A 19,113-nucleotide genomic window follows, 5' to 3' on the forward strand; every position below is an offset into this window, starting at 1 on the left:
TGTCGGGCCGGCCTTCCGGTGGTGCTCGGGAGTTACGGGAGGGGGGCGACTACGCTGGTGGGAATACCACATGTGAACGAAGGACACCTATGGCTCGCCCTTACAACCCCGGACCGAAACAGTTCGTCTTCGCTGTCGGTGATGGCAACGACCAGCCGGTCTCCGTGGGCGACCCTCAGGAAGCGTACGTAGCATTCTCCGCGTTCTTCCGGGAGCGAGATTCTGACACCTACACCATCGAAGATGTACCGGCGGGCCAAAGACTGGTGCTCATGCCCGGTCAAGGTGTGATCGCCCGGATCGAAGTGGCGGACAGACGCCGGTCCGAATACCTCAAGGTCGACAGGGCCAATCGCTACATGCCGAGCGCGATGCTGTTCTTCGAGAACGGATATGCCGGCCTCGACCACTTCGGCCAGTGGTTCTCGGACCTCGCCGACCTCGACGCGTCACCGGAGACTCGCGGTGCCACCCGCGCAGCCACGATCACGACCGAAGCCGGGGCAATCGAAGAAGTCGGTCGGATCTGGGGGAATTCGGGCATCGTAGACCCGAGCAACCAGTACTACGTCTTCTTCGACTCGCATGATGTCGGCGATGACCGAGCTGAACGAGCCGAACTGCTCAGGTTGATCGAATTCCTCGGTCTCGAACGAGTCGACGCCCCGGCCGAGGCCGCCGCCGGCGAAGTCTGGGTGCGCACCGACATGCGCCTCGACGCCGAATTCGACCGGTGGTCATGAACAGACGGTTCGGGAGGGGATCGGTGCAGGCAAGACGCGCTCGTCTCGTCCGATGGGCAAGACTGATTCCATGAGAGACATCGTTTTCACGCGCAGCAGCGGCTGGATCCCGAACGTGATCCGCGAGGACGGTGAACTGAAGCTGACGCTCGGTGCCGGGGCCGACGCCAACCACGAGCCTCGCACGTTCACGTTCTCGATCGAGGAAGCCCATCTCGCGGTGATCCGGGAGGACCTGGCCAGACACCTCCTGCTGTGGAGTGCGGTCCTTCCGCTGTGCGACGCCGCCGGAACCCGGGGCCGTCTCGACGACGACGCTGCCGTCGCACTCCTGGACCCGATCCTCCTCTCCGCGCCCGCAGACGTCGACGCGCTCTTCCAGCGCATCCCGTGGGACAGGGGTCGGCTCATCGCCCATGGAGCTGACATCGATCTGCTCGAGCGCGGTCAGGTCTGCGCGGCGATGAGCGCGGCGACCGAGACGTCCAACGGGAAAAGAGCTCAGGAGTACCACGCGAACCGCCGTCGCGCCGAGCGCGGAGCGGTGCTCGGTCCACTCGACGCCGCGATACTGAGGTACACGGGCCAGTACCTGCACGGCGCGACGGTTCCGAAGCGGATGCCCGATGCCGTCGACCCCGCGCTCCTGCCGGAGGTCATGCGTGTGATCGCCACCGCGGAGCAGGCGTGCGCCGGGATGCGGATCGGTCGCGATCCGCGACGGGGCAAGCGCGCCACGGACAAGCGCGACTGGGACCGGATGGCGAGCACGGTCGACGCGGCCGTGCGCCGTGCACACCCTGAGCTCGTCGATGACGCGGTGCGTACCGTGAGCTTCCTGATGTGCTCGGAGGCCGCGGACCACGCCAGGAGCACCCCCATGGAGGACGACGAGGAGGCTGCCGGCGGCCGCGCCGGCTTCGGCGAGAGTGCGAGGAAGACGATCCTGTCGTTCACCGACGACAAGGGCGTCGAGAAGAAGTGGCACCTTGGTGGTCCACGCACTGCCACCGCGGAGTTCTGGGAATTCGTCGGCGATCGCTCTGCCGCGGACAACGAAGTGTTCACCATCGAGGACGAGGAGATGGGCGAAGGGATCCAGCTCCACTTCTACGCGGACTCCATCGCCCGGGTCACGACGGTGCACGAGGGCGGAGCCGGGTCGGATCCGGAGTACCGGGTCGAGTACAGCCTGGTCGACGGGCTCGGCGGGTACCGGAACCTGGTGAGCGCGTTCGTCCGCGGCGGCTGCGCCTCACTCGACCAGCACGGCTCCTGGATGTCGGACAACGCCGAGTTCGAGCGCGCGCGCCGGCAGCGCGACGCCAAGTAGTCCGCCGATGCCGTCCCAATCCCCTACCCAGGCCCCCGTATGCCCGAGGGTCTCGACCAGGCCAACGCTCAGCCGAAGAAGCTGAGCCGCACCTGACGGTCCGCATTGTCGACGTTCGTGTCGACCAGGCAGACCGACTGCCACGTCCCGAGTTCCAGTCGTCCCCCGATCACCGGCAGAGTCGCGTGCGGCGGTACGAGGGCGGGGAGCACATGGTCGCGGCCGTGGCCGGGGCTTCCGTGGCGGTGGCGCCAGCGGTCGTCTGCGGGAAGCAGGGTCTGCAGGGCGGCGAGGAGGTCTTCGTCGCTTCCCGCTCCGGTCTCCAGGACCGCGATTCCGGCGGTCGCGTGAGGGACGAAGACGTTGAGCAGGCCGTCCCTTCCGTGGGTGACACGGGCGAGGAACTGTTCGCAGTCCGCCGTCAGGTCCGTGACCGTCTCGGTACGTCCGGTGGTGATGCTCAGCAGGTGCGTGGCGAAGGAGTCGGGCATGGCCCCATTCTGGCGCCGGTGGCAGGTCGTCGCGCCCTCGGAGGATCCGGGAAGATCCGGAAGCCCTCCACGGTTGGTAGAAGGGTGAACAACTTCGGGGTGCGCGAGCTGGACGTGGTCGTGATCGGCGCCGGGCAGGCGGGGCTCTCGGCCGCCTACCATCTGCGGCGCGCCGGCCTCGATCCCGACCGGGACTTCGTCGTACTCGACCACGCCCCGCGGCCCGGGGGTGCCTGGCAGTTCCGCTGGCCGTCGCTCACCTACGGCAAGGTCCACGGGATGCACTCCCTGCCCGGCATGGAGCTGACGGACGCCGACGACGGGCGCCCTTCGTCCGAGGTGATCGGTGCGTACTTCGACGCGTACGAACACCGCTTCGACCTGCGGGTACACCGTCCCGTCGAGGTGAGCGCCGTGCGCGAAGGGAGCGCAGGAGAGGATGGCCGACTGCTCGTCGAGACGTCCGAGGGCACCTACGCCACGCGTGCCCTGATCAACGCGACGGGGACCTGGGACCGGCCGTTCTGGCCGCGCTATCCGGGCCAGGAGACCTTCCGGGGAAGGCAGTTGCACACTGCGGACTATCCGGGGCCGGCGGAGTTCGCCGGACAGCGGGTGATCGTGGTCGGTGGCGGGGCCTCCGGCACCCAGCATCTGATGGAGATCGCCGAGGTGGCGGCTACGACGTACTGGGTGACGCGTCGGCCCCCGGTGTTCCGGGAAGGGCCGTTCGGCGAGGAGCAGGGGCGGGCCGCCGTGGCCATGGTGGAGGAGCGTGTACGGCTGGGGCTTCCGCCGCAGAGCGTGGTGAGCGTGACCGGACTGCCGCTGACCGACGCTGTCCGAAGTGCACGCGAGGAGGGGGTTCTCGACCGGCTCCCCATGTTCGAGCGGATCACCCCGAACGGGGTGACCTGGGCCGACGGCCGGACGGTCGAGGCCGATGTGATTCTGTGGGCCACCGGATTCCGGGCCGCAGTCGATCATTTGGCCCCGCTGAAGCTGCGCGAGCCGGGCGGCGGCATACGCGTCGAGGGCACCCGGGCGGTACGGGACGAGCGCGTCCATCTCGTCGGCTACGGGCCGTCGGCCAGCACGATCGGGGCCAACCGGGCGGGCCGGGCCGCGGCCCGTTCGATCACCCGCCTGCTGGAAAGGACCGGCAGCGTTGTGCCCGCCGCGCAGGGCGTCTCCGCCTGACCTCACACCGAGCACAACAGAACACACGAACAGGGGATCGGGTGTTCGTCAGAACGTGTGATCGTGTCCATTCCTGTCGATCAACTCCGGTGCGCAGCCTGATGATTACAGGGCGCAAGCAACGGGCTGCAGACCGCGACTGCGCAGTCCCACCGATGCACCATGCACAAGGAGAAGCACCGAATGAACTTCCTCACCAACCTGCTTGCCGGCGTCGTCCACTTCGTGGGTTGGCTCGTCTGACGATTGCTCGACCGGCGCCGCCGCTCCCCGTCCCACGGGAGCGGCGGCGCCGCCGTGTTACGCGGCTTGTCAGCCGTGGGGGGCAGGTTCGACCGGGCCCGCGAAGGGCGCCAGCGCGGCAAATCCGGGGTCCACGGTGACCGCCTCGACCAGCGCGTCGAGTGTCCGCCGGACCCTGGTCAGCGGGTGGTCCGGGAATTCCGCGTCCCACCTGGCGTGGTCCGCCGCATGGAAGGGAAGGCCGCCCTGGACCTCGGGGGCGTAGGGGTGCGGCCGGAAGTACTGGTCGGGGCCGAGCTTCGCGAGGACGACGGCTTCCCGCATGCCTGTCATTCCGCGCTCGGGGGCCTGGATCTTCACCACCGTGCTGCATCCGGCCCGCGGCACCGTGAAACTGCCGATGAACACCTGTCCGTGGGCCTGTTGGGGCAGCGGCACCTTGAGTATCTGACGCAGCGCAGGCAGTCCGCCCAGCTTCTTCACCGAGGCCTCTATGAGCCCGCCGCCCGCTTGCGCGGTCCAGTGCGTGAGCGTGTTGCGCAGGGTCGGGCCGTCCTCCAGTGCGGCAGGAAGGTCCGGCGGCAGACCGAAGTAGTGCAGCGAGACCACATCGCCGTCGTCATTCGCCCAGGCGTCGTCGTCCACGGGCCGGTATCCGGGGAGTTCCACCCCGAGCAGAGCTCTCATGGACGGCGATCATGCCGTACGGACATTCCGCCGCACACCCCGGTCGCGCCTCATGTGGCCGCGGGAGCGAGGTCGCCGTCGCGGCGGATGAGGGCCGCGTACCGGCCGTCCCTCTCCAGCAACTCCGCGTGCGTACCGCGCTCGGCTGCCTGCCCGCCGTCCAGGACGACGATCTGGTCCGCGTCCCTGACGGTGGAGAGCCGGTGCGCGATGGTGAGGGTGGTGCGGCCCTTCGACAGCGCGTCGATGGCTTGCTGCACGGCGTGTTCCGTACGGGTGTCGAGGGCGCTGGTCGCCTCGTCGAGGATCAGCACGGGCGGGTCACGGAGAATCGTGCGTGCGATGGCCAGACGCTGCTTCTCACCGCCCGAGAAGCGGTAGCCGCGCTCGCCGACGAGCGTGTCGTAACCGTCGGGCAGCGAGGCGATGTGGTCGTGGATCTGGGCGGCGCGGGCCGCCGCTTCGATCTCCTCGTCGGTGGCGTCCGGCTTGGCGAAGCGAAGGTTCTCGGCAACGGAGGCGTGGAAGAGGTAAGTCTCCTGCGAGACCACGCCGACGGCCCTGGCGAGGGTGTCGAAGTCCAGGTCCCTGACATCGACCCCGTCGATGGTGACCCGGCCGCCGGTGACGTCGTACAGCCTCGGCACCAGATAGCTGAGCGTCGACTTGCCCGATCCGGTGGGACCGACGACGGCCAGACTGCGTCCGGCGGGCACGGTCACGTCGATGCTGGTCAGCGTCGGGCCGCTCTTCTCGTCGTAGCTGAAGGTGACGTTCTCGAAGGCGACCTCGCCCCGGATCTTCTCCAGCCGGACGGGCTTCTCGGGCTCGGTGATGTCCACGTCGAGATCGAGGTACTCGAAGATCCGCTGGAACAGGGCGAGGGATGTCTGCATCTGGACGCCGGTGGAGAGCAGGCTCACCGCCGGCCGGAACAGACCCTGCTGCAGCGAGACGAAGGCGACCAGCGTGCCGATGGAGACAGCCGTGGCACCCGACTGGAGGGTGAGGCCGGCCGCCCAGTAGATGACGGCGGGCATGGCGGCCATGACGATGCCGATCGTCGACATCCGCCACCGCCCGGCCATGTTGGAGCGCACTTCGAGGTCGACCAGGCGCTCCGACTCCTCGGCGAAGCCCTTGGTGAGGGAGTCCGAGCGGCCCATGGTGCGGCCGAGCAGGATGCCGCTGACCGAGAGCGACTCGGTGACCGTGGCCGCCATCGCCGCCATCTGCTTCTGGCGCTGGGTGGTGATCCTCTTGCGCTCACGGCCGACGCGGCGGCTGATCCAGACGAAGACGGGCAGCAGGAGCAGCGAGACGACGGTGAGCCGCCAGTCCAGCGCCAGCATGGCGACCACGGTGGCGATGACGGCGGTGAGGTTGGAGACCAGCGAGGTCGCGGTGGAGGTGACCGTCGCCTGCATGCCGCCGATGTCGTTGGCGATGCGGGACTGGACCTCCCCCGTGCGGGTCCTGGTGAAGAAGGCGAGCGGCATCCGCTGCAGCTGGGTGTAGACGGCGGTGCGCAGGTCGTGCATGACGCGCTGGCCGACCGTCGTGGAGATCAGGGTCTGCAGGACACCGAAGACGCTGGTCATCACGGCGGTGAGGATCATGCCGAGCGCGAGCAGTGTGAGCAGTCCCGTACGCCCCTGAGGGATCGCGGTGTCCAGGATCTCGCGGAGCAGGAAAGGGGTGGCGACCGACACCAGTGACGAGGCGCCGACCAGCAGCCCCACGATCGCCAGCCTGCCTCGGTAGGGGCGGAAGAGGCGGAAGATGCGGCGCAGCTCGGCGGGCGGCTGCTGGGCATCACCGGCAGGGGGTGTCCACGTGGGTTCGTCGGGTTTCATGTGCTCCTTCGAGAGCGTGTGGCCGACAGGCCTCGGGGGGAGGCGTGCGGCGGAGGACGTGCGGGATTTCGACTTTACGGAGCCTAGCTCATTGTTACCTCTATTCACAATGAACAAGGTCCTGATATTGTTCCCTCATGGACTCCCCCGATCCCGACGGTCTTCTGGCCGAACAGCTGCTGCGGCTCACCCGCAGACTCCAGCGCATCCAGAGCCGCCAGCTGGAGCCGATCGACATCACTCCGGCGCAGTTCCGGCTGCTGCGCACGGTCGCGCACTACGAGGATCCGCCCCGGATGGCCGATCTCGCCCAGCGCCTCGACGTCGTCCCGCGTGCGGTCACCACACTGGTGGACGGCCTGGAGGCCAATGACCGGGTGCGCCGTGCGCCGGACCCGACCAACCGCCGGGTGGTCCGCATCGAGATCACCGAGGAGGGCAGGGCCACGCTCCGCTCGCTGCGCAACGCGCGGAAGGCCGCCGCAGAGGAGATCCTGGCTCCATTGACCGCCGAGCAGCGCGAGGTGCTCGGCGGACTGCTGACCGCTCTGGTGGACGGGATGCCGGAGCGCCGCCGCTGCTGAGGCGCGGTGCGGGGCACCGCATCGTGTCGTCGAGGAGACGCTGAGATGCCGCTGCTGGAGCCGAAGCCGGAAGCCCTCCGCCCTGGTACGGCACGGACGCCGTCCCCCGACCGGGTGCCGGGCTGGAAGGCCGCGGGCACACCCGCACCGCTGCGTGCCGACCTGACCGCCCTGCTCGGCGCGGAGAAGGTGCTGTGGAAGATCTCCGACCTCGTGCGGTACGCCTCCGATGCCAGCCCCTACCGCTTCCTGCCGCAGGTCGTCCTGGTCCCCAAGGACATCGACGACATCTCGGCGATCCTCTCCTACGCCCACGGCAAGGGCCGCAACGTGGTCTTCCGGGCCGCGGGCACCAGCCTCAACGGCCAGGCACAGGGCGAGGACATCCTTGTCGACGTACGCCACCACTGGACAGGCATCGAAGTCCTCGACGACGGGGCGCGGGCCCGGATCCGGCCGGGGACCACCGTCATGCGGGCCAACGCCACGCTCGCCCGGCACGGCAGGCTGCTGGGCCCCGACCCCGCCAGCGCCATCGCCTGCACCATCGGCGGGGTCGTCGCGAACAACGCCTCGGGAATGACCGCCGGCACGACCCGCAATTCGTACCGCACGGTCTCCTCCCTCACCTTTGTCCTGCCGAGCGGCACCGTGGTCGACACGGCCGAACCGGCCGCCGACGAGTTGCTGCGCCACGCCGAGCCGCGTCTGTGCGAGGGCCTGCTGGCCGTGAAGGCGGAGATCGAGGCGGACGAGCAGCTCACCGCCCGGATCCGCGCCAAGTACGAGATCAAGAACACCAACGGCTACCGGCTCGACGCGTTCCTGGACGGATCGACCCCCGTGGAGATCCTCCGCGGGCTGATGGTCGGCTCCGAGGGCACCTTCGGCTTCATCTCTGAGGTCGTCTTCGACACGCTGCCGCTGGACCGCCTGGTCTCCTCCGCGCTGCTGTTCTTCCCCTCCCTCACCGCTGCGGCGGCAGCTGTCCCGCAGTTCAACGAGGCGGGTGCGATCGCCGTGGAGCTGATGGACGGCAACACGCTGCGCGCATCGGTGCGCGTCCAGGGCGTTCCTTCCGACTGGGCGTCCCTGCCCAGGGATACGACGGCGCTCCTGGTGGAGTTCCGCGCCCCGGACGAGGCGGCTCTGGAGACCTACGAGCAGGCTGCGGCCTCGGTCGTCACGGGTCTCGACCTCGTCGTGCCGGCCGTATCCGTGACCAACGCATTCACCCGGGACGCCGGCACGGTCGCGGGCTACTGGAAGGCCCGCAAGGCGTTCGTCACCGCCGTCGGCGGCTCCCGCCCCTCGGGCACCACGCTGATCACGGAGGACTTCGCGGTGCCGCCGTCCCGGCTCGCCGAGGCCTGCGAGGCCCTGCTCGAACTTCAGGCGGTCCACGGCTTCGACGCCGCCGTCGCAGGTCATGCGGCCCACGGGAACCTGCACTTCCTGCTCGCTTTCGACGCCGCGGAATCCGCGGACGTCGACCGGTACGCGGCCTTCATGGACAGCTTCTGCTCGCTCGTCGTCGACCGTTTCGACGGCTCGCTGAAGGCGGAGCACGCCACGGGCCGCAACATCGCGCCGTTCCTCGAGCTGGAGTGGGGCCCGAAGGCCACCGAACTGATGTGGCGTACGAAGCAGATCATCGACCCCGACGGGGTGCTGGCGCCGCGGATCGTCCTGGACCGTGACCCGAAGGCGCACCTGCGTGGGCTCAAGACGATCCCCAAGGTCGAGCCGGTCGCTGATCCGTGCATCGAGTGCGGCTTCTGCGAACCGACCTGCCCCAGCGAGGACCTGACCACCACGCCCCGTCAACGCATCGTCCTGCGCCGGGAGATGATGCGCCAGCCGGACCGCTCCCCGGTGGAGGCCGGTCTCCTCGACGCATACGGGTACGACGCCGTGGACACCTGCGCGGGCGACTCCACGTGCAAGCTGGCGTGCCCGGTCGGTATCGACACCGGCGCGATGATGAAGGATTTCCGTCATCACCGGCACTCGCCGCGCGAGGAGCGCATCGCGGCTCTCACGGCGAAGCACTTCAAGGCGGTGGAGGTCTCGGCACGGCTCGCGGTCGCCGCGGCCGACGCCGTCTCCGACCGGGTCGGCGACCGCCTGCTCGAGTCCGTGACCCGGTTGGCCCGCAGGGCCGTTCGCCCCGATCTGGTACCGGAGTGGCTGCCCCAGATTCCCGGCGCTGCCCGCCGGAGGATGCCTCCCACCTCCCGGACGGGTGCGCACGCCGTCTACTACCCGGCCTGCGTGAACCGCATCTTCGCCGGGCCCGAGGACGAGGGATCGCCGTCGCTCGCCGAGGCCGTCGTCTCCCTGTCCGCCCGCGCCGCGAAGCCCGTGTGGATCCCCGAGGACGTCGCGGGCACCTGCTGCGCGACGATCTGGCACTCCAAGGGGTACGACGTGGCCAACGCCGTGATGGCCAACCGCATCGTGGAGGCGGCCTGGGGCTGGACCGCGGGCGGCAGGCTGCCGCTCGTCGTCGACGCCTCCTCGTGCACGCTCGGCCTGTCCCACGAGGTGGTGCCCCATCTCACCGAGGCCAACCGGGACCTGCACCGTGAGCTGACTGTCGTCGACTCGCTCGTCTGGGCCGCCGAGGAGCTGCTTCCCTCGCTGACCGTGTTCCGCAGGGTGGGTTCGGCCGTCCTGCATCCCACCTGCTCGATGGAGCATCTGGGAGACGTGGCACAGCTGCGCGCTGTCGCCGAGGCATGCGCGGAGGACGTCGTCATCCCCGACGACGCGGGCTGCTGTGCGTTCGCGGGCGACCGCGGCATGCTGCACAAGGAGCTCACCGATTCGGCGACCGCCAAGGAGGCGGCCGAGGTGAACACCCGGGAGTACGACGCGTATCTGTCGGCGAATCGGATGTGCGAGATCGGGATGGACCGGGCGACCGGCCGCACGTACTACTCGGCACTGATGGAGCTGGAGCGGGCGACCCGGCCGGCCCTCTGAACCCCGCGCGCACCCCGGCCTCGGGCATCCGGCCGGCCCTCTGAAACCAGGCGCGCCACCCCGGTCTCGGACACCCGGCCGGCCCTCCGGACCAAGCACCCCACCCCGGCCTCGGACGCCCGGCCGGCCCTCTGAAACCAGGCGCGCCACCCCGGTCTCGGACACCCGGCCGGCCCTCCGGACCAAGCACCCCACCCCGGCCTCGGACACCCGGCCGGCCCTCTGAAACCAGGCGCGCCACCCCGGTCTCGGACGCCCGGCCGGCCCTCCGGACCAAGCACCCCACCCCGGCCTCGGACGCCCGGCCGGCCCTCTGAAACCAGTCGCGCCACCCCGGTCTCGGACGCCCGGCCGGCCCTCCGGACCAAGCGCGCCCGCCCGGCGGCAACACAGCCGGAAAGTCCATGGTTTCGGCGCGAGAGTCCACGCGCGCGTCCAAACGCATCCCTTGCGCAACAGCAGTCCCACCGTCCAGGGTCCTTACCGAGGTTCGGGAACCCGTCATGCCCGCATGCGTTCCCGCCTCCCTACGCGCACCGTCAGATCCCCCTCCCTGGAGGCTCGATGAACGACGACGCACCACAGGACCAGGACCCGCAGAACACGGACGACGGCTCCATGAGCCGTCGTTCCGTGCTTCGCACCACAGCCGGAGTGGCCGGAATGGCCGGAGCCGGTCTAGGACTTGGGACGCTCGGCAGCGGCACGGCCGCAGCAGCAACCACCACGGCGGCGACGGCCGAGAATCCGGCGACCGCCCCCGCACGCCAGGGCAGGACCATGGCCGGGGTGCCCTTCGACCGGCGCTCCACCGTACGGGTCGGCATCGTGGGCCTCGGCAACCGCGGCGGCAGCATGATCGATCTCTTCCTCGCCGTCACCGGAGTACAGGTCGTCGCCGTCTGCGACCCCGTGAAGGCCAAGGCCGAACAGGCATCCGCGAAGGTGACGGCGGCGGGTCAGCCCGCGCCCGCCGTGTACACCAACGGCGAGGACGACTACGAGAACCTCTGCAAGCGCGGGGACATCGACTTCGTCTACGTGGCGACTCCCTGGGACTTCCACTTCGAGATGGCGAAGACCGCCATGCTCAACGGCAAGCATGTCGGGGTCGAGTGTCCGATCGCTCTCCAGCTCGACCAGCTCTGGCAGTTGGTCGACCTCTCCGAGCGGACCCGGCGGCACTGCATGCAGTTGGAGAACTGCTGCTACGGCCGGAACGAGATGCGGGTGCTGCGGATGGCGCACGCCGGTCTCTTCGGCGACCTGCTGCACGGCGCGGGCGCGTACAACCACGATCTGCGGGGGCTGATGTTCGACCCCGACTACTACGAGGGTCCGTGGCGCCGCCTGTGGCACACCCGGCTGCGCGGCGATCTGTATCCCAACCACGGATTCGGGCCGGTCGCCAACTACATGGACATCAACCGCGGCGACCGCGCGGTGAGCATCACCAGCGTCGGCTCACCCGCGCGCGGTCTCGCCGAGTACCGCGAGCAGCACATGCCCGCCGGTGACCCGAGCTGGAAGGAGACCTACATCGAGAGCGACCGGACGATCAGTCTCGTCCAGACGGCGAAGGGCCGGGTGATCCGCCTGGAGCACGACGTGTCGACGCCCCACCCGTACTCACGCATCAACAGCCTCGGTGGCACCAAGGGCGTCTTCGAGGACTACCCGACGCGCATCTATCTCGAGCCCGACCACACCGACGACCAGTGGAAGGACTTCTCCGCGTACGCCGACTGGGACCACTGGCTGTGGAAGGAGCACGCCAATCCGCCCGGTGGTCACGGCGGAATGGACTACATGCTGGTGTTCCGTCTGATGCAGTGCATGCGGCTCGGACTCGCACCCGACTTCGACGTGTACGACGCGGCCACCTGGACCGCGCCGGTTCCGCTGAGTCACCTCTCCATCAAGGCCAAGGGTGTTCCGCAGCAGATCCCGGACTTCACCCGCGGCGAGTGGAAGAAGGCCCGTCCGGGCATGGACTCCGACAAGCCCGCGGAGTAGACGGGACGGGGCTCCGCGCCGAAGGGCACGGAGCCCCGCCGCGTGCCCGGGTACCTGACAAACCGGGCGGAGCGGGCCTGCCTCCCGCCCTGCCGTCCCGCTCCGCCGCCGTCGGAGGCCCGCGGCGTATCCACCAATAATCGCTTGCTTCGGACCGGGGCATGACGCGAACCTTGCACGGTTTGGTCACCTACTGTTCCACGAGATCCGCCACGGATCTCTGCCCCTTCCGATCCTTGGAACGTCATGCAGATTCGCGATCTTCCGTACTCGGATCCCGGCGACCCCGATGTCCGTTCAGGCCCACGTTTTCTGTTCTGGCTCGGGCGCAGTCAGCTCACCGGCCAGCTCAAATCCCTCTCCTGGGGGCTGCTGCACCAGTGCGCGATCGCCGGGCTGCCGCTCGCCGTGGGAGTCGCGGTCCAGGCCGTCGTCGAACGCTCCGGCCGCGGCCTTGCGCTGGCCGGCGCACTCATCGTCGCCCTCGGCATCCTCATCGCCGTGGGCGACACCATGCTCCACCGCACAGCGGTCACCAACTGGATCACCGCGGCGGCCAGGGTCCAGCAGCTGCTGGCCCGTAAGACCGCCGAGCTCGGCTCGGCACTGACCCGGCGGGTCGCGGCGGGAGAGGTCGTCGCCGTCTCCACCGGGGACGTCGAGAAGATCGGCTGGTTCGTCGAGGCGCTGTCGCGCTTCGCCGCTGCCGCCACCGCCCTCGTACTCATCAGCATCGGACTCATCATCTACCTGCCCTCGCTGGGCGTGCTGGTCGCGATCGCCATGCCTGTCCTGGCACTCACCGTGCTGCCCCTGCTCCCCCGCGCCACCCGGCGGGCGGATCTCCAGCGTGAGAAGGCGGGCAAGGCGACCGAGCTGGCCTCCGACACCGTCGCCGGCCTGCGGGTGCTGCGTGGCATCGGCGGCGAGGAACTCTTCCTGACCCGCTACCGGCGTGCCTCGCAGGAAGTCCGCAAGGCAGCCGTGCGCAGTGCGCGGATGTGGGCGCTGATCTCGGCGATCCAGGTGCTGCTGCCCGGAATCCTGCTCATCTCGCTGGTCTGGTACGGGGCGACGCTGGCCCGGGACGGCCGGATCGACGTCGGTCAGCTGGTCACCGTGTACAGCGCGGCGACGCTGATGCTCTTCCCTCTGCGGCACTTCGAGGAGATCGCCATGGCGTACTCGTTCTCGCGGCCGTCGGCACAGCGCGCGGTCCGGGTCCTGTCGCTGCGGCGCAGTGCGCAGCCCTCGACGATCGACGCCATGTCACCCGAGGGCGATCTCTACGACCCGGTGAGCGGACTGATGGCACCGCGCGGCCTGTTCACGGCCGTTGTCTGCGGTGATCCCGACGAGGCGGGCCGGCTGGCCGAGCGGCTCGGCGGGCATGCGGAGACGGACGATGCCTCGGACCCGGAACCGTCTGTGCTCCTGGGCGGTGTGGCTCTGGACGAGCTGCCGCTCGACTCGGCGAGGGCCGCGGTGCTGGTGCAGGACAAGGATCCGGTGCTGCTCTCGGGGACGCTGCGGGAGCTGCTCGACGTGCCGTCGTCGGGCAGGGTCACCGCCGAGGACGCGCTCGCGGCCGCTCACTGCGGTGACGTGCTGGATGCTCTGGCCCAGGCGTCCGTCGACACGGACGGCGACCCGATGCGCACCCGGATCACCGAACGCGGCCGGTCTCTGTCGGGGGGCCAGCGCCAGCGGCTCGCCCTGGCCCGCTCCCTGGTCACCGACCCGGAGGCACTCGTGCTCGACGAGCCGACGTCCGCCGTCGACTCGCACACGGAGGCCCGGGTCGCCGCCGGTATCAAGCAGCTTCGCCGGGGCCGTACGACCGTGGCGTTCGCCTCGTCGCCGCTGCTTCTGGACCTCGCCGACCGCGTGGTGCTGGTCCACTCGGGCACGGTCGTGGCGGTCGGTGCGCACCGGGAACTGCTGCGGGACGAACCGCGGTACCGGGCGGTCGTCACCCGTGAGACCGATGCGGAGATCGCGGCACCTGTCGTGCAGGACGGGCTCGCCGGAATCGGTGCGTCGACGTCGGCCGAAACGATCGAGGAATTCGAGGAGAGGGCATGATCGGCGTCGCACCCCCCGCATACGACCCGGCCGCACCGCAGTCGGCGACGACCCTGCCGGTCGGCACACCACTGACCGTACGGTCGTACGTGCGTTCTCTGCTTCGGCGCCACCGGAAGCCGTTCGCGGCGCTCATCGCGGTCAACGCGATCGCGGTGATCGCGTCGATCACCGGACCGTATCTCCTGGGCGGACTGGTCGAGGACCTTTCCAACGGCGTCACCGACCTCCATCTGGAGCGCACTGCCGGGGTGTTCGCCCTCGCGCTGGTCGTGCAGACGGTCTTCACGCGGACGATGCGGCTGCGCGGAGCGGTGCTCGGTGAGGAGATGCTGGCCGATCTGCGCGAGGACTTCCTCGTGCGGTCGGTCGGGCTGCCGCCGGGTGTTCTGGAGCGGGCCGGCACCGGGGATCTGCTCTCCAGGATCACGACGGACATCGACCGGCTGGGGAACGCGATGCGGGAGGCCGTGCCGCAGCTGGCGATCGGTGTCGTGTGGGCCGGGCTGCTGCTCGGCGCGCTGACGGTCACCGCCCCGCCGCTCGCTCTGGCCGTTCTGATCGCGCTGCCGGTGCTGATCACCGGCTGCCGCTGGTACTTCCGGCGGGCGCCTTCCGCGTACCGTTCGGAGGCCGCCGGGTACGCGGCGGTCGCGGCGATGCTCGCCGAGACCGTGGACGCCGGCCGGACCGTGGAGTCCCACCGGCTGGGAGCGGGCAGGGTCGCGCTCTCCGACCGGCGGGTCAAGGAGTGGGTCGCGTGGGAGCGGTACACGCTGTTCCTGCGCTCGGTGCTGTTCCCCGTCATCAACGCCACGTATGTGACGATCCTCGGCGCGGTACTGCTGCTCGGCGGCTGGTTCGTGCTGGAGGGCTGGCTCACCGTCGGGCAGCTGACGACGGGGGCGCTGCTGGCACAGATGATGGTCGACCCGATCGGCCTGATCCTGCGCTGGTACGACGAGTTGCAGGTCGCCCAGGTGTCCCTGGCGAGGCTGGTCGGCGTACGGGAGATCGAGCCGGACGCAGGCGACGACGCGGTCGGGCCGGACGGCCGGGAAGTACGGGCCGACGGGGTGCACTTCGGTTACCGCGCCGGTGTCGACGTCCTGCACAAGGTGTCCCTGGACGTGGCCCCGGGTACGCGTCTTGCCCTGGTCGGGCCGTCCGGAGCGGGCAAGTCCACTCTGGGGCGTCTGCTGGCCGGGATCTACGCACCCCGGACCGGTGAGGTCACGCTGGGCGGGGCGGAGCTGTCCCGGATGCCGGCGGAGCGGGTACGGACCCATGTGGCTCTGGTGAACCAGGAGCACCACGTGTTCGTGGGCTCGCTGCGGGACAACCTGCTGCTGGCCCGTTCGGGCGCAAAGGACGCGGAGCTGTGGGCCTCGCTCGCGGCGGTCGACGCGGACGGCTGGGCCAAGGCCCTGGCGGACGGTCTGGACGCGGAGGTCGGCTCGGGCGGTCTGGCCCTCACCCCGGCGCAGGCGCAGCAGATCGCGCTGGCCCGGCTGGTGCTCGCGGATCCGCACACCCTGGTGCTGGACGAGGCGACGTCGCTGCTCGATCCGCGGGCGGCGCGGCACCTGGAGCGTTCACTGGCCCGGGTCCTGGACGGCCGGACGGTGATCGCGATCGCGCACCGGCTGCACACGGCGCACGACGCGGATGTGATCGCGGTCGTCGAGGAGGGCAGGATCAGCGAGCTGGGCAGCCACGACGAGCTGGTGGCGGCGGACGGCGCGTACGCGGCGCTCTGGCGGTCCTGGCACGGATGAACCCGGTGCGGCGGCCGGACCGACCCTCCGGCCGCCGCCTCACAAGAGGCGGACTGCGGCCCCTCCGGTAAGGATGAGGAGTGACTGGCCCCGGATACGGGGCAGGTGAGCGATGACCGCGTAAGCCCGAGAAGGGACGCACACCGTGGCACGACCCAGGATCCTCGTTGTCGGTGCAGGCTTCGCCGGAGTCGAGTGCGTGCGCCGGCTGGAACGCAGCCTCACCCCCGGTGAGGCGGACATCGCCCTCGTCACGCCGTTCTCGTACCAGCTCTATCTTCCGCTGCTCCCGCAGGTGGCGTCCGGGGTGCTCACCCCCCAGTCCGTCGCCGTCTCCCTGCGCAGGAGCCGGCGCCACCGCACCCGGATCGTGCCGGGCGGCGCCATCGGCGTGGACACCAAGGCGAAGGTCTGCGTCATCCGCAAGATCACCGATGAGATCGTGAACGAGCCGTACGACCACCTCGTACTGGCCGCCGGGAGCGTCACCCGGACGTTCGACATCCCCGGGCTGATCGACAACGCGCGGGGGATGAAGACGCTGGCCGAGGCCGCCTACATCCGGGACCACGTCATCTCCCAGCTCGACCTGGCCGATGCCAGCCATGACGAGGCCGAGCGGGAGTCCCGGCTGCAGTTCGTGGTGGTGGGCGGCGGATACGCCGGCACGGAGACCGCTGCCTGCCTGCAGCGGCTGACCGCCAACGCGGTCCGGCACTACCCCCGGCTGGACCCGAAGCTGATCAAGTGGCATCTGATCGACATCGCGCCGAAGCTCATGCCGGAGCTCGGCGACAAGCTGGGGCGCACCGCGCTGGAGATCCTGCGCAAGCGAGGCATCGAGGTGTCGCTCGGTGTCTCGGTGGCCGAGGCGGCTCCGGACAAGGTGACCTTCACCGACGGCCGGGTCCTGCCCTGCCGCACGCTCATCTGGACCGCCGGGGTCGCGGCCAGCCCGCTCGTCGCCACCCTCGACGCGGAGACGGTGCGCGGCAGGCTCGCGGTGACGCCGGAGATGCAGGTGCCCGGCATGGACGGGGTGTTCGCCCTGGGCGACTCGGCGGCGGTACCCGACCTGGCCACGGGCGACGGGGCGATCTGCCCTCCCACCGCGCAGCACGCCATACGGCAGGGGCGGATGCTGGCGGACAACCTCATCGCTTCGCTGCGCGGCCGTCCGCTGCAGCCGTACGTCCACAAGGACCTCGGTCTCGTCGTGGACCTCGGCGGCCGGGACGCGGTGTCCAAGCCGCTGGGCATCGAGCTGAAGGGCATGCCCGCCCAGCTGGTGGCACGCGGCTACCACTGGACGGGGCTGCGGACCAATGTCGCCAAGACCCGGGTCCTGACGAACTGGATGCTGAACGCGATCGCGGGGGACGACTTCGTACGGACCGGATTCCAGGCCCGCAAGCCCGCCACCCTGCGCGACTTCGAGTACACCGACGCCTATCTCACGCCGGAACAGCTCCGCGCACACACCGCGTCGTCGGCCACCCGCGGCTGATCAGCGCTCGGGCGCCGGCCCCCGCCGCACCGGTGGGGGCCGGCGCTCAGGTCCGGCGGCCGAGCACCGTGTCGACCGTGTCCGCCTCCTGCGGCGACTTGTCCTCGCGGTAGCGGAGCACCCGGGCGAACCGCAGGGTGACGCCCGCCGGGTAGCGGGTGGAGCTCTGGAGTCCGTCGTAGGCGATCTCGACGACGAGCTCCGGCCGCACGGTGACGACGTGTCCGTCGTCGCCGGTGGACAGTTCCCTCAGGCGTTCGGTCTGCCAGGCGAGCATCTTGTCCGTGAGCCCTTTGAAGGTCTTGCCGAGCATGGCGAAGGAGCCGTCCTGCCGCCTCGCTCCCAGGTGGAGGTTGGACAGTTTTCCGGTACGCCTGCCGTGCCCCCACTCGGCCGCCAGGACCACGAGGTCCAGGGTGTGTACGGGCTTCACCTTCAGCCAGGACGCGCCCCGTCGGCCCGCACTGTAGGGCGCGGTCAGGCCCTTGACCACCACCCCTTCGTGTCCGTGCGCCAGGGTGCCCTCGAAGAACGCCACCGCTCCCCCGCGTGCCGCTTCGTCCCCGGGGTCCGTCACGAGGAAGCGCCGCACCCGCATCGGCTCCGGGACCAGGGCGGCCAGCTCCGTGTGCCGTTCTGTGAGGGGGAGATCCAGCAGTTCGCGTCCGTCGACGGACAGCACGTCGAAGAAGACGGCGACCACGGGGACCTCGGCCGCCGCTGTGGCGACATCCCGCCGGGATCCGACCCGCCCGGCTGTCTCCTGGAAGGGCCTCGGTCTGCCGTCGGGCCCGAGAGCGATCACTTCGCCGTCGAGGACGAACCGGTCGCCGCCGAAGCCGGCCACCGCCGTGACCAGTTCGGGAAGCCGGTCGGTGATGTCGTCGAGCGTGCGGGTGTGGACCCGCACCCGCGCCCCGTCGCGGTGCACCTGTACGCGAATGCCGTCGAGCTTTTCCTCGACGGCGCACGGCCCGAGCTTGTCGATGGCTTCGGTGACCGAGCGCGCGGTGTGCGCGAGCATCGGCAGGACCGGCCGGCCGACGGTGAGTCTGAAGGCGGGGAGGGCCCCGGGGCCGTCCGCGAGCAGCGCGCGGGCCACCGCCTCCAGTGATCCGGCGAGCATGACGGCGCGGCGCACCTCGGCGGGCTCCGCGCCGGTGGCACCGGCCAGGGCGTCCATGGCGACGGCGTCGAGTGCCCCCTGGCGTACCTCTCCGGTGAGCAGCCCGCGCAGGAAGTGCTGTTCGTCGGCGGTGGCGGCGCCGAGCAGCCGCTGGAGGCGCTCCTTGCGCGCGGCCTGCGAGCCGGGACCGGTCAGAGCCCCGATCGCTGTCAGTTCCGCGTCGACGTCCGTCACCGTCAGTGCGGCGGTGTCCGCGGGCGCCACCGGATCGCCCAGGGTGCTCCACCCGATGCCGAGCCGCCCCTGTGGGAGGCGGCCGGCGAGGTACGGGATGACTACGGGGACGTCGTCGGGACCGGCCTCCCGGAACAGTCCGGCGAGCAGGGCGACCTTCCGGGTCCGTGCCGACGTCGCGGCGACCTCGATGGACACGTGGGCGAGCCGGGCGAGCAGCATGGGGTCATGGTGCTACGGCC

Annotated in this window: 13 protein-coding genes; 9 read left to right on the plus strand and 4 right to left on the minus strand. The window is 70.1% G+C overall.

The window, feature by feature from the left end:
* Positions 1-89: 89 nt before the first annotated feature.
* Positions 90-743 carry a hypothetical protein gene (locus ACFQ6X_RS04320; RefSeq protein WP_383175665.1) on the plus strand — a complete coding sequence of 218 codons (654 nt, stop codon included), beginning with the start codon at positions 90-92 and terminating at the stop codon, positions 741-743.
* A gap of 70 nt (positions 744-813) precedes the next feature.
* Positions 814-2,076 carry a DUF6357 family protein gene (locus ACFQ6X_RS04325; RefSeq protein WP_383175668.1) on the plus strand — a complete coding sequence of 421 codons (1,263 nt, stop codon included), beginning with the start codon at positions 814-816 and terminating at the stop codon, positions 2,074-2,076.
* 68 nt (positions 2,077-2,144) lie between these two features.
* On the opposite strand, the gene ACFQ6X_RS04330 is transcribed toward ACFQ6X_RS04325, so the two are convergent.
* Positions 2,145-2,567, minus strand: a complete 423-nt coding sequence (locus ACFQ6X_RS04330; RefSeq protein ID WP_383175671.1) for a secondary thiamine-phosphate synthase enzyme YjbQ — start codon at positions 2,565-2,567, stop codon at positions 2,145-2,147.
* Between the two features lie 84 nt (positions 2,568-2,651).
* Between ACFQ6X_RS04330 and ACFQ6X_RS04335 the strand changes: the two genes are divergently transcribed.
* Entirely contained in the window at positions 2,652-3,767 is a 1,116-nt protein-coding gene (locus ACFQ6X_RS04335; RefSeq protein WP_383175674.1) for an FAD-dependent oxidoreductase, read from the plus strand.
* A 312-nt stretch (positions 3,768-4,079) separates the two neighbouring features.
* On the opposite strand, the gene ACFQ6X_RS04340 is transcribed toward ACFQ6X_RS04335, so the two are convergent.
* Both ACFQ6X_RS04340 and ACFQ6X_RS04345 read right to left on the minus strand, forming a co-directional pair.
* Positions 4,080-4,697 carry a hypothetical protein gene (locus tag ACFQ6X_RS04340; RefSeq protein ID WP_383175677.1) on the minus strand — a complete coding sequence of 206 codons (618 nt, stop codon included), beginning with the start codon at positions 4,695-4,697 and terminating at the stop codon, positions 4,080-4,082.
* A gap of 50 nt (positions 4,698-4,747) precedes the next feature.
* Positions 4,748-6,553, minus strand: coding sequence for an ABC transporter ATP-binding protein (locus tag ACFQ6X_RS04345; protein ID WP_383175680.1), 1,806 nt, complete (start codon positions 6,551-6,553; stop codon positions 4,748-4,750).
* A gap of 137 nt (positions 6,554-6,690) precedes the next feature.
* On the opposite strand from ACFQ6X_RS04345, the gene ACFQ6X_RS04350 reads away from it, so the two are divergent.
* From ACFQ6X_RS04350 to ACFQ6X_RS04375, 6 genes are all read left to right on the plus strand, one after another.
* Entirely contained in the window at positions 6,691-7,137 is a 447-nt protein-coding gene (locus ACFQ6X_RS04350) for a MarR family winged helix-turn-helix transcriptional regulator (protein ID WP_383175683.1), read from the plus strand.
* 45 nt (positions 7,138-7,182) lie between these two features.
* The gene (locus tag ACFQ6X_RS04355) at positions 7,183-10,125 is read left to right on the plus strand and encodes an FAD-binding and (Fe-S)-binding domain-containing protein (protein ID WP_383175686.1); all 2,943 of its coding nucleotides are present in this window, start codon (positions 7,183-7,185) and stop codon (positions 10,123-10,125) included.
* Positions 10,126-10,689: 564 nt separating this feature from the next.
* Positions 10,690-12,141, plus strand: a complete 1,452-nt coding sequence (locus ACFQ6X_RS04360; RefSeq protein ID WP_383175689.1) for a Gfo/Idh/MocA family protein — start codon at positions 10,690-10,692, stop codon at positions 12,139-12,141.
* Positions 12,142-12,387: 246 nt separating this feature from the next.
* Positions 12,388-14,226: an ABC transporter transmembrane domain-containing protein gene (locus ACFQ6X_RS04365; protein ID WP_383175691.1), complete on the plus strand. Its 1,839-nt coding sequence runs from the start codon at positions 12,388-12,390 to the stop codon at positions 14,224-14,226.
* Positions 14,223-16,004 (plus strand): ABC transporter ATP-binding protein, encoded by a 1,782-nt coding sequence (locus tag ACFQ6X_RS04370; RefSeq protein ID WP_383175693.1) that lies wholly within the window; start codon positions 14,223-14,225, stop codon positions 16,002-16,004. The genes ACFQ6X_RS04365 and ACFQ6X_RS04370 overlap by 4 nt, the downstream gene beginning before the upstream one ends.
* A 145-nt stretch (positions 16,005-16,149) precedes the next feature.
* Positions 16,150-17,511 carry an NAD(P)/FAD-dependent oxidoreductase gene (locus ACFQ6X_RS04375; protein ID WP_383175696.1) on the plus strand — a complete coding sequence of 454 codons (1,362 nt, stop codon included), beginning with the start codon at positions 16,150-16,152 and terminating at the stop codon, positions 17,509-17,511.
* Between the two features lie 46 nt (positions 17,512-17,557).
* Here ACFQ6X_RS04375 and ACFQ6X_RS04380 read toward each other — a convergent pair whose 3' ends face one another.
* Positions 17,558-19,093, minus strand: a complete 1,536-nt coding sequence (locus tag ACFQ6X_RS04380) for an ATP-dependent DNA ligase (protein WP_383175699.1) — start codon at positions 19,091-19,093, stop codon at positions 17,558-17,560.
* Positions 19,094-19,113 lie beyond the last annotated feature (20 nt).

It is taken from the genome of Streptomyces sp. NPDC056452 (genome assembly GCF_042796085.1).
Lineage (GTDB): Bacteria > Actinomycetota > Actinomycetes > Streptomycetales > Streptomycetaceae > Streptomyces.

Coding starts and splice junctions, on each gene's coding strand:
- ACFQ6X_RS04320 (WP_383175665.1), top strand. CDS start 90: ATGGCTCGCCCTTACAACCCCGGACCGAAACAGTTCGTCTTCGCTGTC.
- ACFQ6X_RS04325 (WP_383175668.1), top strand. CDS start 814: ATGAGAGACATCGTTTTCACGCGCAGCAGCGGCTGGATCCCGAACGTG.
- ACFQ6X_RS04330 (WP_383175671.1), bottom strand. CDS start 2,567: ATGCCCGACTCCTTCGCCACGCACCTGCTGAGCATCACCACCGGACGT.
- ACFQ6X_RS04340 (WP_383175677.1), bottom strand. CDS start 4,697: ATGAGAGCTCTGCTCGGGGTGGAACTCCCCGGATACCGGCCCGTGGAC.
- ACFQ6X_RS04345 (WP_383175680.1), bottom strand. CDS start 6,553: ATGAAACCCGACGAACCCACGTGGACACCCCCTGCCGGTGATGCCCAG.
- ACFQ6X_RS04350 (WP_383175683.1), top strand. CDS start 6,691: ATGGACTCCCCCGATCCCGACGGTCTTCTGGCCGAACAGCTGCTGCGG.
- ACFQ6X_RS04355 (WP_383175686.1), top strand. CDS start 7,183: ATGCCGCTGCTGGAGCCGAAGCCGGAAGCCCTCCGCCCTGGTACGGCA.
- ACFQ6X_RS04360 (WP_383175689.1), top strand. CDS start 10,690: ATGAACGACGACGCACCACAGGACCAGGACCCGCAGAACACGGACGAC.
- ACFQ6X_RS04365 (WP_383175691.1), top strand. CDS start 12,388: ATGCAGATTCGCGATCTTCCGTACTCGGATCCCGGCGACCCCGATGTC.
- ACFQ6X_RS04370 (WP_383175693.1), top strand. CDS start 14,223: ATGATCGGCGTCGCACCCCCCGCATACGACCCGGCCGCACCGCAGTCG.
- ACFQ6X_RS04380 (WP_383175699.1), bottom strand. CDS start 19,093: ATGCTGCTCGCCCGGCTCGCCCACGTGTCCATCGAGGTCGCCGCGACG.